We start from the raw sequence: 13617 nt of genomic DNA on the forward strand, positions 1-13617 counted from the left end.
CGGCACCATCAGGAAATAAAATCAGTTTGCACAGCCCCCCTGTCGCGGTAGTCTCATAGATTCCGTTTATATGACGGCAGCTATGTGAGTGACTTTTTCTTATACCAATAATTAAAAAATACGTGCAGACAGGACAACTATGGACTCCACTCTCACCTCCACACATCCCAACGAGGAGACACCTTCGCTCAACCGTGCCCGCCGCGCCGCCCTCGGCAGCTTCGCGGGTGCCGTCGTCGACTGGTACGATTTTCTGCTTTACGGCATCACCGCCGCGCTGGTGTTTAACCGCGAATTCTTCCCTCAGGTCAGCCCCGCGATGGGCACGCTCGCCGCGTTTGCCACCTTCGGCGTCGGCTTTCTTTTTCGCCCGCTGGGCGGGGTGATCTTTGGCCACTTCGGTGACCGGCTTGGCCGCAAGCGCATGCTGATGCTCACCGTCTGGATGATGGGGATCGCCACCGCGCTGATTGGCATACTCCCTTCGTTTTCCGCCATTGGCTGGTGGGCGCCGGTATTGCTGGTGACGCTGCGCGCCATCCAGGGCTTCGCCGTAGGCGGCGAATGGGGCGGCGCGGCGCTGTTATCCGTCGAGAGCGCGCCGAAAAACAGGAAAGCGTTTTACAGCAGCGGCGTGCAGGTCGGGTACGGTGTGGGCCTGCTCCTTTCCACCGGGCTGGTATCGTTAATCAGCCAGCTCACCACCGACGAGCAGTTCCTGAGCTGGGGCTGGCGCATTCCGTTCATCTTCAGCATTGTGCTGGTCATTGCCGCGCTGTGGATCCGCAACGGGATGGAGGAGTCGGCAGAGTTCGAAAAGCAGCAGGAAAAACCAGCCGTCAAAAAACGTCTTCCGGTGATGGAAGCCCTCGTCCGGCATCCTGGCGCTTTTCTGAAAATTATCGCCCTGCGCCTGTGCGAACTGCTGACGATGTATATCGTTACCGCGTTTGCCCTGAACTACTCGACGCAGAACCTCGGTCTGCCGCGTGAACTGTTCCTGAATATCGGTCTGGTGGTCGGCGGGATCAGCTGCCTGACTATCCCCTGCTTCGCCTGGCTGGCAGACCGGTTTGGTCGTCGCCGGGTTTATATCACCGGGGCGCTGATTGGCACCCTCAGCGCCTGGCCGTTCTTTATGGCGCTGGAGGCACAGTCGGTCTTCTGGATTGTCTTCTTCGCCATCATGCTCGCTAACATCGCCCACGATATGGTGGTCTGCGTGCAGCAGCCGATGTTTACCGAACTGTTCGGGGCCAGCTATCGCTACAGCGGCGCAGGCGTGGGCTACCAGGTGGCAAGCGTGGTCGGCGGCGGGTTTACGCCGTTTATCGCCGCCGCGCTGGTCACCTTCTCCGGCGGAAACTGGCACAGCGTGGCGATCTATCTGCTGGCGGGTTGCCTGCTGTCGGCGGCAACAGCGCTACTGATGAAAGAGTCGAGCCACGCCTGATCTCCCTTTTGTTTCACAGGCGTGTGACATACTATCGGGTAGAGTCACACACCTGTGGAACAAGGAGACAGAGATGAATAATAAGGGCTCCAGCCTGACCCCGGCTCAGGCGCTGGAAAAACTCGACGCGCTGTATGAACAGTCCGTCAATGCGCTGCGCAGCGCCATTAGCGAATACATCGAAACAGGGAAACTCCCCGATCAAAAGGCCAGAAACGCGGGCCTTTTTGTTTATCCATCGCTCTCTGTAACCTGGGACGGCAGCGCAAGCACGACGCCGAAGACCCGCGCCTACGCCCGCTTTACCCACTCCGGCTGCTACAGTACCACCGTCACCCGCCCTGCACTGTTCCGCCCCTATCTTGAAGAACAGCTCACGCTGTTGTACCAGGATTACGGCGCGCACATTGCCGTGGAGCCTTCGCAGCATGAGATCCCATATCCGTACGTGATTGACGGTTCAGCGTTAACCCTGGATCGCTCCATGAGCGCGGGGCTGACCCGCCACTTCCCGACGACCGAGCTTTCGCAGATTGGCGATGAGACGGCTGACGGGATTTATCATCCGGCAGAATTTTCGCCACTTTCGCACTTTGACGCTCGCCGCGTGGACTTCTCGCTGGCGCGCCTGCGCCACTACACCGGCACGCCCGCCGAGCATTTCCAGCCGTTTGTGCTGTTTACCAACTACACCCGCTACGTGGATGAGTTTGTCCGCTGGGGCTGTAGCCAGATCCTCGATCCGGACAGTCCGTACATCGCCCTCTCCTGCGCGGGCGGGATCTGGATCACCGCAGAGACCGAAGCGCCCGAGCAGGCCATCTCCGACCTGGCGTGGAAAAAACACCAGATGCCCGCCTGGCACCTGATCACCGCCGACGGTCAGGGGATCACCCTGATCAACATCGGCGTGGGCCCGTCAAATGCCAAGACCATCTGCGACCATCTGGCGGTGCTGCGCCCGGACGTGTGGCTGATGATTGGCCACTGCGGCGGCCTGCGCGAAAGCCAGCTGATTGGCGACTACGTGCTGGCCCATGCCTATCTGCGCGACGACCACGTGCTGGATGCGGTACTGCCGCCGGACATCCCGATCCCGAGCATCGCCGAAGTACAGCGCGCGCTCTACGACGCCACCAAGGAGGTGAGCGGCATGCCGGGTGAAGAGGTCAAACAGCGCCTGCGTACCGGTACGGTGGTGACGACGGATGACCGCAACTGGGAGCTGCGTTACTCCGCCTCCGCGCTGCGCTTCAACCTGAGCCGCGCGGTGGCGATTGATATGGAGAGCGCCACCATCGCCGCGCAGGGATATCGCTTCCGCGTTCCTTACGGCACGCTGCTGTGCGTGTCCGATAAGCCGCTGCACGGCGAAATTAAGCTGCCGGGCCAGGCCAACCGCTTCTATGAAGGGGCCATCTCCGAGCATCTTCAGATTGGCATTCGCGCCATTGATTTGCTGCGGGCGGAAGGCGACCGACTGCATTCACGCAAGCTGCGCACCTTCAACGAGCCGCCGTTCCGCTAATAACAATAAGGAAAAACCATGCACACAACATCACCGTTATCCGCCCTGCGTCAGTGGATGGAAGCCCATCATCTCGACGGGACGATCGTCCCTCGCGCGGATGCCTGGCAGAGCGAATACTGCGCGCCGTACGACGAAAAGCTGGCCTGGCTGACGGGCTTTGACGGCTCTGCTGGCGTCGCGCTGGTACTGAAGGACAAAGCGCTGCTGTTCGTCGACGGGCGCTATCAGGTGCAGGCCCGCGTTCAGGTCAATATGGACGAGATTGAAATTCATCATTTGCACAATGAGCCGCTTGCAGACTGGCTCACGGCAAACGTTGAGGCGGGCACGCGCATCGGTTTTGACCCATTGCTGATGACGAATTCCGAGTTCGAACACCTGTCTGCCACGCCGTGCGAGCTGGTGCCGCTGAATGCCTCACCGTTTGATACATTATGGACTGACCGCCCTGCCGCGCCGGCGGGGCGTATCCGTGAAATGCCGGTAGAGATAAGCGGTGAAACCAGTGAGGACAAACGTCAGCGCGTTGCCGCCGTGCTGGCCGCGAACGATGCTGACTACCTGGCCGTTACGCTGCCGGATAACATTGCGTGGCTGCTCAACGTGCGCGGCTCAGATATTCCCACCAGTCCGGTGCCGCTCTCCTTTGCCCTGCTTGGCCGTGACGGTCGCGTTGAGTGGTTTGTTAACGACAATAAGCTCGCAGAACTCCCTGACGCTGTTCTGAACGCCTTCTCGATTGCGCCGCAGGACACCTTTATCGAACGCTGTCAGCAGCTTGCTGAAGGTAAGCGGGTGATGGTTGATGCCGATTCCGCGCCTGTCGCCCTGCGCTTCGCCATTGAACCGCGCGGAGAAATTGTCTGGCGAACCGATCCCATCACCCTGATGAAGGCCACCAAAAACCCGGTCGAGCTGGAAGGGTATCGCGAGTGCCATCACCAGGATGGCGCCGCGTGGGTCAACTTCCTGGCCTGGCTGAGCCGCGAAGTGCCGCTGCGTGCGGCGGCTGGACAACCGCTAACAGAGCTGGACGTGCAGGCACAGCAGCTGGCATTTCGCAAACAGCAGCCCGGTTTTATCGAGCAGAGTTTCGCGACCATTTCCGCCTCGTCGAGCAATGCGGCGATGTGCCACTATCATTCAAGCGAGACCAGCAATAAGCCCATCGGTCATGACCATTTTTACCTGAACGATTCGGGCGGTCAGTACGCTAACGGCACCACCGACGCGACGCGCACGCTGGCGTGGGGCAATGTTCCCCCGCAGCAGCGCCTGCACTACACCGCCGTGCTGAGAGGCTTCCTGTCGCTAATTACCCTGCAGTTCCCTTCCGGGACTCAGGGGCACCAGCTGGATGCTTTCGCGCGTCGTCCGCTGTGGGAGATGGGGCTGGATTACGATCACGGTACCGGGCACGGCGTGGGCCACCAGCTTCTGATCCATGAGAACCCGCATCGCATCGCCAAAAAGGTCAACCCGTGGCCGCTGGCGGCAGGAAATATCATGACTATCGAGCCGGGCTATTATCTTGGCGATAGCCACGGTATTCGTATTGAAAACCAGGTGGAAATTGTGGAGAGCCAACCGGGGTTCTGCAGGTTTGCCTCGCTGACGCTGATCCCGATTGATTTGAGCCAGGTGGAATTGCATCTGTTGAGCGAGCAGGAAAAGCAGTGGCTGGATGAGTATCACCAGCAGGTGCGTGAGGCGCTGTCACCGCGGGTGAATAGCGAGGCGCGCGCGTGGCTGGAGGCGGCGACGGCACCGATTGGCGTGTAATTTCGTGCGGTCTGGCATTTACCTTGCGCAGAAAAGCAAAAAGCCTGCTTTAAAAGCAGGCTTTTTAAATTTGGCTCCTCTGACTGGACTCGAACCAGTGACATACGGATTAACAGTCCGCCGTTCTACCGACTGAACTACAGAGGAATCGTGTGAACGGGGCGCATATTATCGATGCTCCCCCGGGATGTCAAAGGCAGAATGCATATTTCCGATCGTTTGCCGATTTATTCTCCACTTCGCGCAATTGTCAGGCATTTTGCCGCGGATATTTCCACAGCCAGCGCCCGCTGACCATGCGCCAGTAGAACAGCGCCCCGCGCACGGCCCAGTCAAGGAACATCCCCAGCCAGACGCCAACCACGCCCCAGCCGAGCACCACGCCCAGGGTATAACCTGCCACCACGCGACACCCCCACATGCCGAGCATGGACACCCACATGGCAAAACGGGCATCGCGCGCCCCTTTCAGCCCGGCGGGCAATACCCAGGATGCCGCCCAGATCGGCATAAAGGCGGCGTTGAGCCAGATAAGGATCTTCACCACCTCTTTCACATCCTCTTCGTGGGTATAGAACGCGGCCATCAGCCCGGCAAACGGCGCGGTGCCCCAGGCGATTAGCGTCAGCCCAATCGTCGACAGCCAGAACACGTGGCGCAGCTGCCGCTCCGCCTGACCTATCTGCCCTTTCCCGAGCCGTTTACCGGTGATGATGGTCGAGGCCGACCCCAGGGCGTTACCCGGCAGGTTGATCAGCGAGGCGATGGAGAAGGCAATAAAGTTACCGGCGATGACGTCGGTACCCATTCCGGCAACGAACATCTGCGTAAGCAGCTTGCCGCCGTTAAACAGCACGGATTCAATGCTCGCGGGAATACCAATCCCCATCACTTCCCAGATAATGGCGAAGTTAAAGGGCCGGAAATAGCTCTTAAGCGTAAGACGCAGCGAGGGCGTAATGCCCGTCATCAGCACCCCGATGATGGCCGCCGCACCGATATAGCGTGAAATGGTTAACCCCAGCCCTGCCCCGACGAATCCCAGCCCGTCCCACGAGAATGCGCCGTAGATCAGCACGCTGCTGATGATGATATTCAGGATATTCATCCCGCCGTTAATCAGCAGCGGTATTTTGGTGTTGCCCGCCCCACGCAGCGCGCCGCTGCCAATCAGCGCGATGGCCGCCGCCGGATAGCTTAAGACCGTCATTTCGAGGTAGGTTAGCGCCAGGTCTTTGACCTCGTTCGTGGCTTCCCCGGCGACAAAGTCGATAATCTCTTTACCGAAATAGTGGATCACCGCCGCCAGCACGATCGAAAAGAGGGTCATGATCATCAGCGACTGGCGAGCTGCCTCGCGTGCGCGCTTAGGATCGAGCTTGCCGAGGCTAAAGGCCACCACCACCGTCGTCCCGAGATCGATGGCGGCAAAGAATGACATCACCACCATGTTGAAGCTGTCCGCCAGCCCGACCCCTGCCATAGCCTCTTTCCCCAGCCAGCTCACCAGGAAGGTGCTCAGCACTCCCATCAGCAGAACACAGGTATTCTCCAGGAAGATAGGCACGGCAAGAGGGGTGATTTCACGCCAGAACAGAACACGATAGCTTTTACGTTTTGCGTACCATGGCGTGCGCATGATCGCCTGGCGCAGAGGGGCAGTGACGTTCAAAATGGACCTTAGCGAGAAAAGTTGAAACTCCATTTCAAATGATGGGGGAGAAATGCTAATCCTGCAAAGTATTTTGCCTAAAAAGATGTGTGGAATTACAACAAACTGACGACAGAATCGGCAATCAGGCGATTTTCCCTAAGATCAGGTTTGACAAAACTTTTTTCGCCGCTAAGATAAGCCTCCACAACGATTCCTCTGTAGTTCAGTCGGTAGAACGGCGGACTGTTAATCCGTATGTCACTGGTTCGAGTCCAGTCAGAGGAGCCAAATTTAAAAAGCCTGCTTTTATAGCAGGCTTTTTGCTTTTCTGCATCGGGTAAAATTGTCGGGTGGCGGCTGCGCCTGACCCAACCTACAAAACCAACGGACCGCAGATCGACAAATAAAAAAAGCTCCCTGTCACCAGAGAGCCTTTTTCACAATTCGCTGCGATTACTCGCTTTTTGCTTCGGCGTTTTTGATTTCGCCCATCACTTTCAGCTTCTTAGAGATGTCGCGACGCTCTTTGGACAGCTCCGCATTTTTGATGATGTAATCATCAACACGGTCTTCATAGTCGCTCTTCATGCTGGCGATGATGCCCTGAATAGCTTCAACGCTCATGCCTGGCTTGATGTAGTCGCTCAGGTTGTCGAGCAGCAGAACACGCTTCTGGTTGTCACGGATCTTCTTCTCAACGTCCTGGATTTCACGCTGCAGCTTGTTTTTGCGGCGGAACAGGCGGACGAATTCCAGAACATCCTGGAACGAAGGCTTGGTAGTTTCCATTTTTACACCCCTGATAATGTGAGATTCGGATTCGTTAAAGCAACCGTTGTAACAATAACCTTACTGACAGCGGCTGCGAATGACAATGGCTATATCGTTTAAAGCTATCATAACCCCAATTGCTGCTGAATCGAAGCAGCAGGCGTCACATCCGCGTTTTATTTGCGCAGCGCCCGACAAATCAGGTGCGATAGCAGCTCAAGCTGACGCGCCAGTTCCAGGCTCAGCCAGACATAGCCATGGATGGGCGTTTCCGCCACGTTATCGCCCTGCCGCTCATTGATCAGCTGTTTCAGCTCTGCCACAATTTCATTCAGACGCTCGCTGTTCGCCAGAACGGGCTGCGGGTTGCCTTCATAGAGCGCATGGGCGATGGTCAGCAGGGTTTGCTGCGTCATCATTTGCGTCTCTTTGAGGGTCTGCGCGTTAAGCATCAACAGGTGGCTGGGGCGAGAAGCCCAGTGCGCATTGATTTGCAGTTCAAGCATGCACACCAGATTGCGGCTGACCGTCTGGATAGCTTCGAAAATTGCTTTCTGGATATGGGTCTCTTTGCTGGCGGGCGTGATCAGTCCGCGCATTTTAACCACGTCGTTGAGTATGGTTTGCAGATGCTTTTCCAGCCGCGGACGTTCAACCAGATTAGGGGAAAAACCGGCCTGATAGACGCGGTTAAAGGCGGTAACGTAGTTTGCCATCTGGATACGCCAGTGCAAAAAAGCCCGCTGCGGCCAGATGCCGGTAAACAGCATGGCGAGCAGCGATCCCAGAATGACGTCCCCGCTTCGCCACAGCGCCGTGGTCATATCCCCGGCGGGCGCACCGACCACGACCGCGAGAGTGATACCAATCAGCAGCGCCTGATAAGGCCGCTTGCCCAGCGCCAGCCAGCCGCACAGGAACATGGCGGCCCCGCACCATGCCAGCATCACCGGAAAGGAGATCAGCTCCAGCTTCAGGGCGATAAGCCCCAGTGCAGAGCCGAGAACGGTACCGCCGATGCGCTCGAAGGCGCGCGGGACAACGTTCCCCCAAAATGAGATAGGCCCCATCACCACTACCAGCGTGATCAGCGGCCATGTCCCTTCCGGTACATCCAGCAACCGGACGAGGACAAACGTCAGCACAAATGCCAGCGCAATGCGGCACCCGTGCACCACGCGGTAATGTTTATATAAACGAATTTCAAAAGGGGTTAATGATTTGTCGGGACGCACACCCGCTCTCCAGCTACACGGCAAACCACAATTGTACTGTGTTTTCAGCCGGACGGATCGCTCCCGGCTGAAAAACCCTTCATTAAGCAGGCTTAAACCGTTTTGTGCTCTACTGCGATGAACATTTCAATATCCCAGTAGCCGTCCGCGTTGCCATCATTAAGATAGCGCTCAAAGCAGGGCTTAAGCGCCATCTGATATTTATTGTCCTGCAGCAGGGAATTAAAGAACTGATACCACGGGGTCGCAAAGTCGTAGTTTTCCACGCGCGCCGTCGCCACGGCATAATCACCAGCCGCGATTTCCGTCATCATCACCCCTTCGCTATTTTCCGGGATCACGAAATCATCCGGCACCGTAACGGCCGTATCGCAGCGCAGTTTTTCTGCCGGAACCTCATCGGGATTATCGTAATAGACCGCCACCCACTCCAGCGGCTCAATGTGACGCCCGTCCACCCACATGACCAGCTGTTCAAAGCCCTGCTTGACCGTTTTTTCCCACGGCCCAACAAGATGAAAACCCGCAATTTTACGCTTCTGTTGCTGCTTGATGCTGTAGTCCATGCTGCCTCCGATTATCACTGTATATTTATACACTATAAAGCAGGATTTCTATTATCGGCAAACGAGGAGTGTTTATTATGTGAGCAGACTCGCAACCCTGCCAGTCTGCTCATCAGCGGTTACAGCGTGTGGTGAAGATAATCGCTCAGGCGTGAGAATACGCCGCCCTTATCAACGGCTTCCAGCGTGACCAGCGGCCAGTGCGCCACAACTTTGTCGCGATCGTAGAGCTGGATCTCCCCGACCCGCTGATGGGCGGCAATCGGCGCTTCCAGCTCTTTTTTATCCAGCACGTATTTGGCTTTGATGTTCGGCACTTCCGCTTTTGGCAGTGCCAACCAGAAGTCCTGATCGGTGCCCAGGTTTATCTGTTCTTTATCACCGTACCAGATACGCTCTGTCCCCACTTTTTTACCGTTATGCAGGATCTGCACCGTATCAAAATTCTGCTGTCCCCAGTGCAAAAGCTTGCGTGCCTGGTCCTCGCGCCCTTTCGGGCTGTCGGCCCCCATCACCACCGCGATCAAACGACGCTGGCCGTCCACCGCGGAGGCAATCAGGTTAAAGCCCGCGCCCGAGGTATGCCCCGTTTTCAGACCGTCCACATTCATGGTCTTATCCCACAGCAGGCCGTTACGGTTCTGCTGAGTGATCCCGTTCCAGGTCAGGCTCTTTTCGCTGTACATATGGTAAAACTCTGGCTCACCGTGGATGATGGCGCGGGAGAGCACGGCCAGATCGTAAGCGGAGCTGTGCTGGCCCGGCGCGTCCAGACCGTGGACGGTTTCAAAGTGCGTATCGCGCAGGTTCAGCTTCTGCACGTAGTCGTTCATCATCTTCACAAACTGCGGCTGCCCGCCCGCCACGTGATCGGCCAGCGCCACGCAGGCGTCGTTGCCGGAATCGACAATCAGCCCACGGCTCAGGTCACGCACGGAGACGCGATCGCCCTCTTTCAGGAACATCAGCGACGATCCGTCAAAAACCGGGTTGCCTTTCGCCCACGCGTCACGCCCTACGGTGACAATGTCGTCCGGCGTAATGCGATGGCTGTCAATGGCCCGATCGACCACATAGCCCGTCATCAGCTTGGTGAGGCTCGCCGGATTGCGTTGCTGATGTTCGTTGCCCGCCGTTAAGATCTGACCAGTCGTGTAATCCATCAGCACCCAGGAGCCCGCCTGAATGGCCGGAGGCTGCGGCGAAAAATCCAGTGGTTCGGCCGCAAAAGCAGATGAGACACTCGAAGCGAGTAAAGAAACAGCAATAAACAGACGGCGTTTCAACGGTATATCCTCAGGTCATTAAAAATCGATGACCTTTTTACGGGAGTTCTGATGTCGTTACCTGGCTTAATTGAAAAAAAATGTGACAGAACTCAGGTTTTTCTCTGAAGCTGTCTCGCAAATTTACGCCACCGCGGCGCTTTTTATTCGGTCTGACCCGCACGATCGTTTACCATAGTGACGTCATTTTTTAACAGGATGGTATTACTGGTGTCTGACTCTGCCGCACGCCCGACTTTTTTATTCCACGACTACGAAACCTTTGGCACGCATCCGGCGCTGGACCGACCGGCGCAGTTTGCCGCCATCCGTACCGACGACGAATTCAACATCATTGGCGAGCCCGAGGTCTTTTACTGCAAACCGGCGGATGACTACCTGCCGCAGCCTGGCGCGGTGATGGTCACCGGAATTACGCCGCAGGAAGCGCGGGAAAAAGGCGTTAATGAAGCAGAGTTCGCCCGCCGCATTCACGAGCTGTTTACCGTTCCCAACACCTGCGTGGTCGGTTACAACAACATCCGTTTTGACGATGAAGTGACGCGCAACATCTTCTATCGCAACTTTTACGATCCCTACGCCTGGAGCTGGCAGAACCGCAACTCGCGCTGGGATTTACTCGATATCATGCGCGCCTGTTATGCCCTGCGTCCTGAAGGCATTAACTGGCCGGAGAATGAGGAAGGGCTGACGAGCTTCCGGCTGGAGCACCTGACGCGCGCCAACGGCATCGAGCACAGCAATGCCCACGACGCGATGGCGGACGTTTATGCCACCATCGCCATGGCAAAGCTGGTGAAAACCGCGCAGCCAAGGCTGTTTGAGTATTTGCTTAGCCACCGCAGCAAGCAGAAACTGACCATGCTGATTGATGTACCGCAGATGAAACCGCTGGTGCACATTTCCGGCATGTTTGGCGCCTGGCGCGGCAACACCAGCTGGGTTGCGCCGCTGGCGTGGCATCCGGATAACCGTAATGCGGTTATCATGGTGGACCTGGCGGGCGATATTTCGCCGCTGCTGGAACTCGACAGCGATACCCTGCGCGAACGGCTTTACACCCCGAAAAACGAACTCGGGGATCTGCCTGCGGTGCCGGTCAAACTGGTGCATATCAATAAATGTCCGGTGCTGGCGCAGGCCAACACGCTGCGCCCGGAAGATGCCGACAGGCTGGGTATTAACCGCCAGCACTGCCTGGATAATCTTAAGGTTCTGCGTGAAAATCCGCAGGTGCGCGAAAAAGTTGTCGCCATCTTTGCCGAAGCAGAGCCATTTGTTCCGTCGGAAAATGTAGACGCACAGCTGTATAACGGCTTCTTCAGCGATGCCGATCGTGCAGCCATGAATATCGTCCTGCAAACCGAGCCGCGCAACCTGCCGGCGCTGGATATCACCTTCGCCGACAAGCGCATCGAAAAGCTGATGTTTAATTACCGGGCACGTAACTATCCCGGCACGCTGGATGAAACAGAACAGGAACGCTGGCTACAGCATCGTCGCAATGTCTTTACCCCGGAGTTCCTTAATAGTTATGCCCAGGAGCTGGAAATGCTTTATGGCCAGTACGAAGGGAATGCTGAAAAACAGGCACTGTTGAAATCCCTGTTCCAGTACGCGCAAGAGATAGTCTAAGTGAGGGGAATAAAAAAGCCGGAGGCGATGTCTCCGGCTTTTTTTGCCCGCTGGCGCGGGCCTGCGTGTTTTGTAGGTCGGGTAAGGCGTAGCCGCCACCCGACACAATATTACGCGACGTCTTCGTACTGAGGAACCGGGTTACGGAAGCTCTTCGTAACGCAGGCCAGGTAAACCAGACCGATACCGCCCCAAATCAGCCCCAGAACCATAGAGCTCTCTTCCAGGTTAATCCACAGCGCGCCTACCGTCAGGGCACCACACACTGGCAGTACCAGGTAGTTGAAGTGGTCTTTCAGCGTTTTGTTGCGTTTCTCACGGATCCAGAACTGAGAGATCACGGAGAGGTTAACGAAGGTGAACGCCACCAGCGCACCGAAGTTAATCAGCGCGGTCGCCGTCACCAGGTCAAATTTAATCGCCAGCAGGGCAATCGCGCCAACCAGCAGCACGTTCCACGCCGGGGTACGCCATTTCGGATGCACGTAGCCGAAGAAACGAGTTGGGAACACGCCGTCACGACCCATAACGTACATCAGACGAGAAACACCCGCGTGTGCCGCCATGCCGGACGCCAGCACGGTCACGCTGGAGAAGATCAGCACGCCCCACTGGAAGGTTTTACCTGCTACGTACAGCATGATTTCAGGCTGTGACGCATCCGGATCTTTAAAGCGAGAGATATCCGGGAAGTACAGCTGCAGGAAGTAGGAGGCACAGATAAAGATCAGGCCGCCAATCAGCGCTGTCAGGAAAATCGCTCGCGGGATTACGCGCTCGGCGTCTTTGGTCTCTTCAGACAGAGAAGAGATACCGTCGAAGCCCAGGAACGAGAAGCACAGGATGGTCGCACCGGTGATCATCGGCACAACGTGTGCACCTTCAGACCAGAATGGACGGGTGCTGGTCAGCGTGCCTGCGCCTTCGCCGTGAGAAACGCCGTAGATGATCAGGCCGACGATAACCGCAACAATCCCCATCTGCAGGATAACGATCAGGGTGTTGAAGTTAGCCACGGTCTTGATGCTGCGCAGGTTAGAGATGGTCATAAAGGCCACCAGCGCAACAACGAAGAGCCACGACGGCACGGAAGGCACCAGCGCTTCAAAGTAAATTTTTGCCAGCAGAATGTTGATCATCGGCATGAACAGGTAGTCCAGCAGCGATGACCAGCCCACCATAAAGCCAACCGCCGGGCTGATGGATTTCTGGGCATAGGTGTACGCAGAGCCTGCGGACGGGAAACGGCGAACCAGCTTACCGTAGCTCAGCGCAGTAAAGAGAATAGCGACCAGTGCAAAGGCGTACGCCGTCGCAACGTGACCGTCAGTGAGGCCCGATACGATACCGAATGTATCGAACAGCGTCATCGGTTGCATATAGGCAAGGCCCATCATAACAACCGGAATCAACGTAAGCGTTTTACGTAATTCCACGCGAGAGGTGTTTGGAGTTGCGTTATGCGACATAGTTATTCTCCTTTACGGTGATAACCGCCACGTAAGCGAAAAATTGCCCCATTTGTTTCTTCCTCAGCGACAACAACTGTCGGATTTTAGTAAATATCTATCCGGTACGAAGCCCGGCCTCTTGGTTTTTAGTTTCGTTTCGTACATGCAAAAAAAAATAACCGACGCCTTTTATATCGTCGATTATTCATTTGGTTGCAGCGGCGGCATTTTGCCCCACATCGGATACAAAAGG

Annotated in this window: 11 protein-coding genes and 2 tRNA genes; 5 read left to right on the top strand and 8 right to left on the bottom strand. The window is 56.6% G+C overall.

The features are described from left to right. The first annotated feature begins 139 nt into the window (after positions 1 to 139). The 3 genes from shiA (at position 140) to MX657_RS14740 (ending at position 4766) form a co-directional block, all read left to right on the top strand. Positions 140 to 1453 carry a shikimate transporter gene (gene shiA, locus MX657_RS14730; protein ID WP_080329633.1) on the top strand — a complete coding sequence of 438 codons (1314 nt, stop codon included), beginning with the start codon at positions 140 to 142 and terminating at the stop codon, positions 1451 to 1453. A 73-nt stretch (positions 1454 to 1526) separates the two neighbouring features. Then, positions 1527 to 2981 carry an AMP nucleosidase gene (locus MX657_RS14735; protein ID WP_080329634.1) on the top strand — a complete coding sequence of 485 codons (1455 nt, stop codon included), beginning with the start codon at positions 1527 to 1529 and terminating at the stop codon, positions 2979 to 2981. 18 nt (positions 2982 to 2999) lie between these two features. Continuing rightward, a complete protein-coding gene (locus MX657_RS14740) occupies positions 3000 to 4766 on the top strand; it encodes an aminopeptidase P family protein (protein WP_119917267.1) in 1767 nt (588 codons plus the stop codon). 71 nt (positions 4767 to 4837) lie between these two features. Here MX657_RS14740 and MX657_RS14745 read toward each other — a convergent pair. Then, positions 4838 to 4913: transfer RNA gene (locus tag MX657_RS14745), tRNA-Asn, on the bottom strand. 103 nt (positions 4914 to 5016) lie between these two features. Further along, the gene (gene emmdR / locus MX657_RS14750) at positions 5017 to 6471 is read right to left on the bottom strand and encodes a multidrug efflux MATE transporter EmmdR (protein WP_119917268.1); all 1455 of its coding nucleotides are present in this window, start codon (positions 6469 to 6471) and stop codon (positions 5017 to 5019) included. A 161-nt stretch (positions 6472 to 6632) separates the two neighbouring features. Between emmdR and MX657_RS14755 the strand changes: the two genes are divergently transcribed. Then, a tRNA-Asn gene (locus MX657_RS14755) sits at positions 6633 to 6708 on the top strand. Positions 6709 to 6873: 165 nt separating this feature from the next. Here the strand turns inward: MX657_RS14755 and MX657_RS14760 are convergent. The 4 genes from MX657_RS14760 to dacD all read right to left on the bottom strand — a co-directional run bounded on the left by MX657_RS14760 (position 6874) and on the right by dacD (position 10278). Beyond that, positions 6874 to 7209 carry a DUF496 family protein gene (locus MX657_RS14760; RefSeq protein WP_010432067.1) on the bottom strand — a complete coding sequence of 112 codons (336 nt, stop codon included), beginning with the start codon at positions 7207 to 7209 and terminating at the stop codon, positions 6874 to 6876. 158 nt (positions 7210 to 7367) lie between these two features. Then, complete coding sequence (locus MX657_RS14765; protein ID WP_080329637.1) at positions 7368 to 8426, bottom strand: FUSC family protein; 1059 nt, start codon at positions 8424 to 8426, stop codon at positions 7368 to 7370. A gap of 92 nt (positions 8427 to 8518) precedes the next feature. Beyond that, positions 8519 to 8992, bottom strand: a complete 474-nt coding sequence (gene sbmC / locus MX657_RS14770) for a DNA gyrase inhibitor SbmC (RefSeq protein ID WP_028013756.1) — start codon at positions 8990 to 8992, stop codon at positions 8519 to 8521. Between the two features lie 119 nt (positions 8993 to 9111). After that, on the bottom strand, positions 9112 to 10278 hold the full coding sequence (gene dacD / locus MX657_RS14775; RefSeq protein ID WP_080329638.1) for a serine-type D-Ala-D-Ala carboxypeptidase DacD: 1167 nt from the start codon (positions 10276 to 10278) through the stop codon (positions 9112 to 9114). Between the two features lie 198 nt (positions 10279 to 10476). On the opposite strand from dacD, the gene sbcB reads away from it, so the two are divergent. Continuing rightward, the gene (gene sbcB, locus MX657_RS14780; protein WP_419179129.1) at positions 10477 to 11913 is read left to right on the top strand and encodes an exodeoxyribonuclease I; all 1437 of its coding nucleotides are present in this window, start codon (positions 10477 to 10479) and stop codon (positions 11911 to 11913) included. Between the two features lie 110 nt (positions 11914 to 12023). On the opposite strand, the gene MX657_RS14785 is transcribed toward sbcB, so the two are convergent. Both MX657_RS14785 and yoeI read right to left on the bottom strand, forming a co-directional pair. After that, positions 12024 to 13382, bottom strand: coding sequence for an APC family permease (locus MX657_RS14785; protein ID WP_165853359.1), 1359 nt, complete (start codon positions 13380 to 13382; stop codon positions 12024 to 12026). After that, the gene (yoeI, locus tag MX657_RS14790; RefSeq protein ID WP_099458931.1) at positions 13372 to 13434 is read right to left on the bottom strand and encodes a membrane protein YoeI; all 63 of its coding nucleotides are present in this window, start codon (positions 13432 to 13434) and stop codon (positions 13372 to 13374) included. The genes MX657_RS14785 and yoeI overlap by 11 nt, the downstream gene beginning before the upstream one ends. Positions 13435 to 13617: the final 183 nt, after the last annotated feature.

Origin of the sequence: Enterobacter chuandaensis, from assembly GCF_039718975.1 — a bacterium.
GTDB lineage: Bacteria > Pseudomonadota > Gammaproteobacteria > Enterobacterales > Enterobacteriaceae > Enterobacter > Enterobacter chuandaensis.

Bases quoted from the DNA above. Each gene is read 5' to 3' on its own strand.
- shiA (WP_080329633.1), top strand. From the start codon at position 140: ATGGACTCCACTCTCACCTCCACACATCCCAACGAGGAGACACCTTCG.
- MX657_RS14735 (WP_080329634.1), top strand. From the start codon at position 1,527: ATGAATAATAAGGGCTCCAGCCTGACCCCGGCTCAGGCGCTGGAAAAA.
- MX657_RS14740 (WP_119917267.1), top strand. From the start codon at position 3,000: ATGCACACAACATCACCGTTATCCGCCCTGCGTCAGTGGATGGAAGCC.
- emmdR (WP_119917268.1), bottom strand. From the start codon at position 6,471: ATGGAGTTTCAACTTTTCTCGCTAAGGTCCATTTTGAACGTCACTGCC.
- MX657_RS14760 (WP_010432067.1), bottom strand. From the start codon at position 7,209: ATGGAAACTACCAAGCCTTCGTTCCAGGATGTTCTGGAATTCGTCCGC.
- sbmC (WP_028013756.1), bottom strand. From the start codon at position 8,992: ATGGACTACAGCATCAAGCAGCAACAGAAGCGTAAAATTGCGGGTTTT.
- sbcB (WP_419179129.1), top strand. From the start codon at position 10,477: ATGGTATTACTGGTGTCTGACTCTGCCGCACGCCCGACTTTTTTATTC.
- MX657_RS14785 (WP_165853359.1), bottom strand. From the start codon at position 13,382: ATGTCGCATAACGCAACTCCAAACACCTCTCGCGTGGAATTACGTAAA.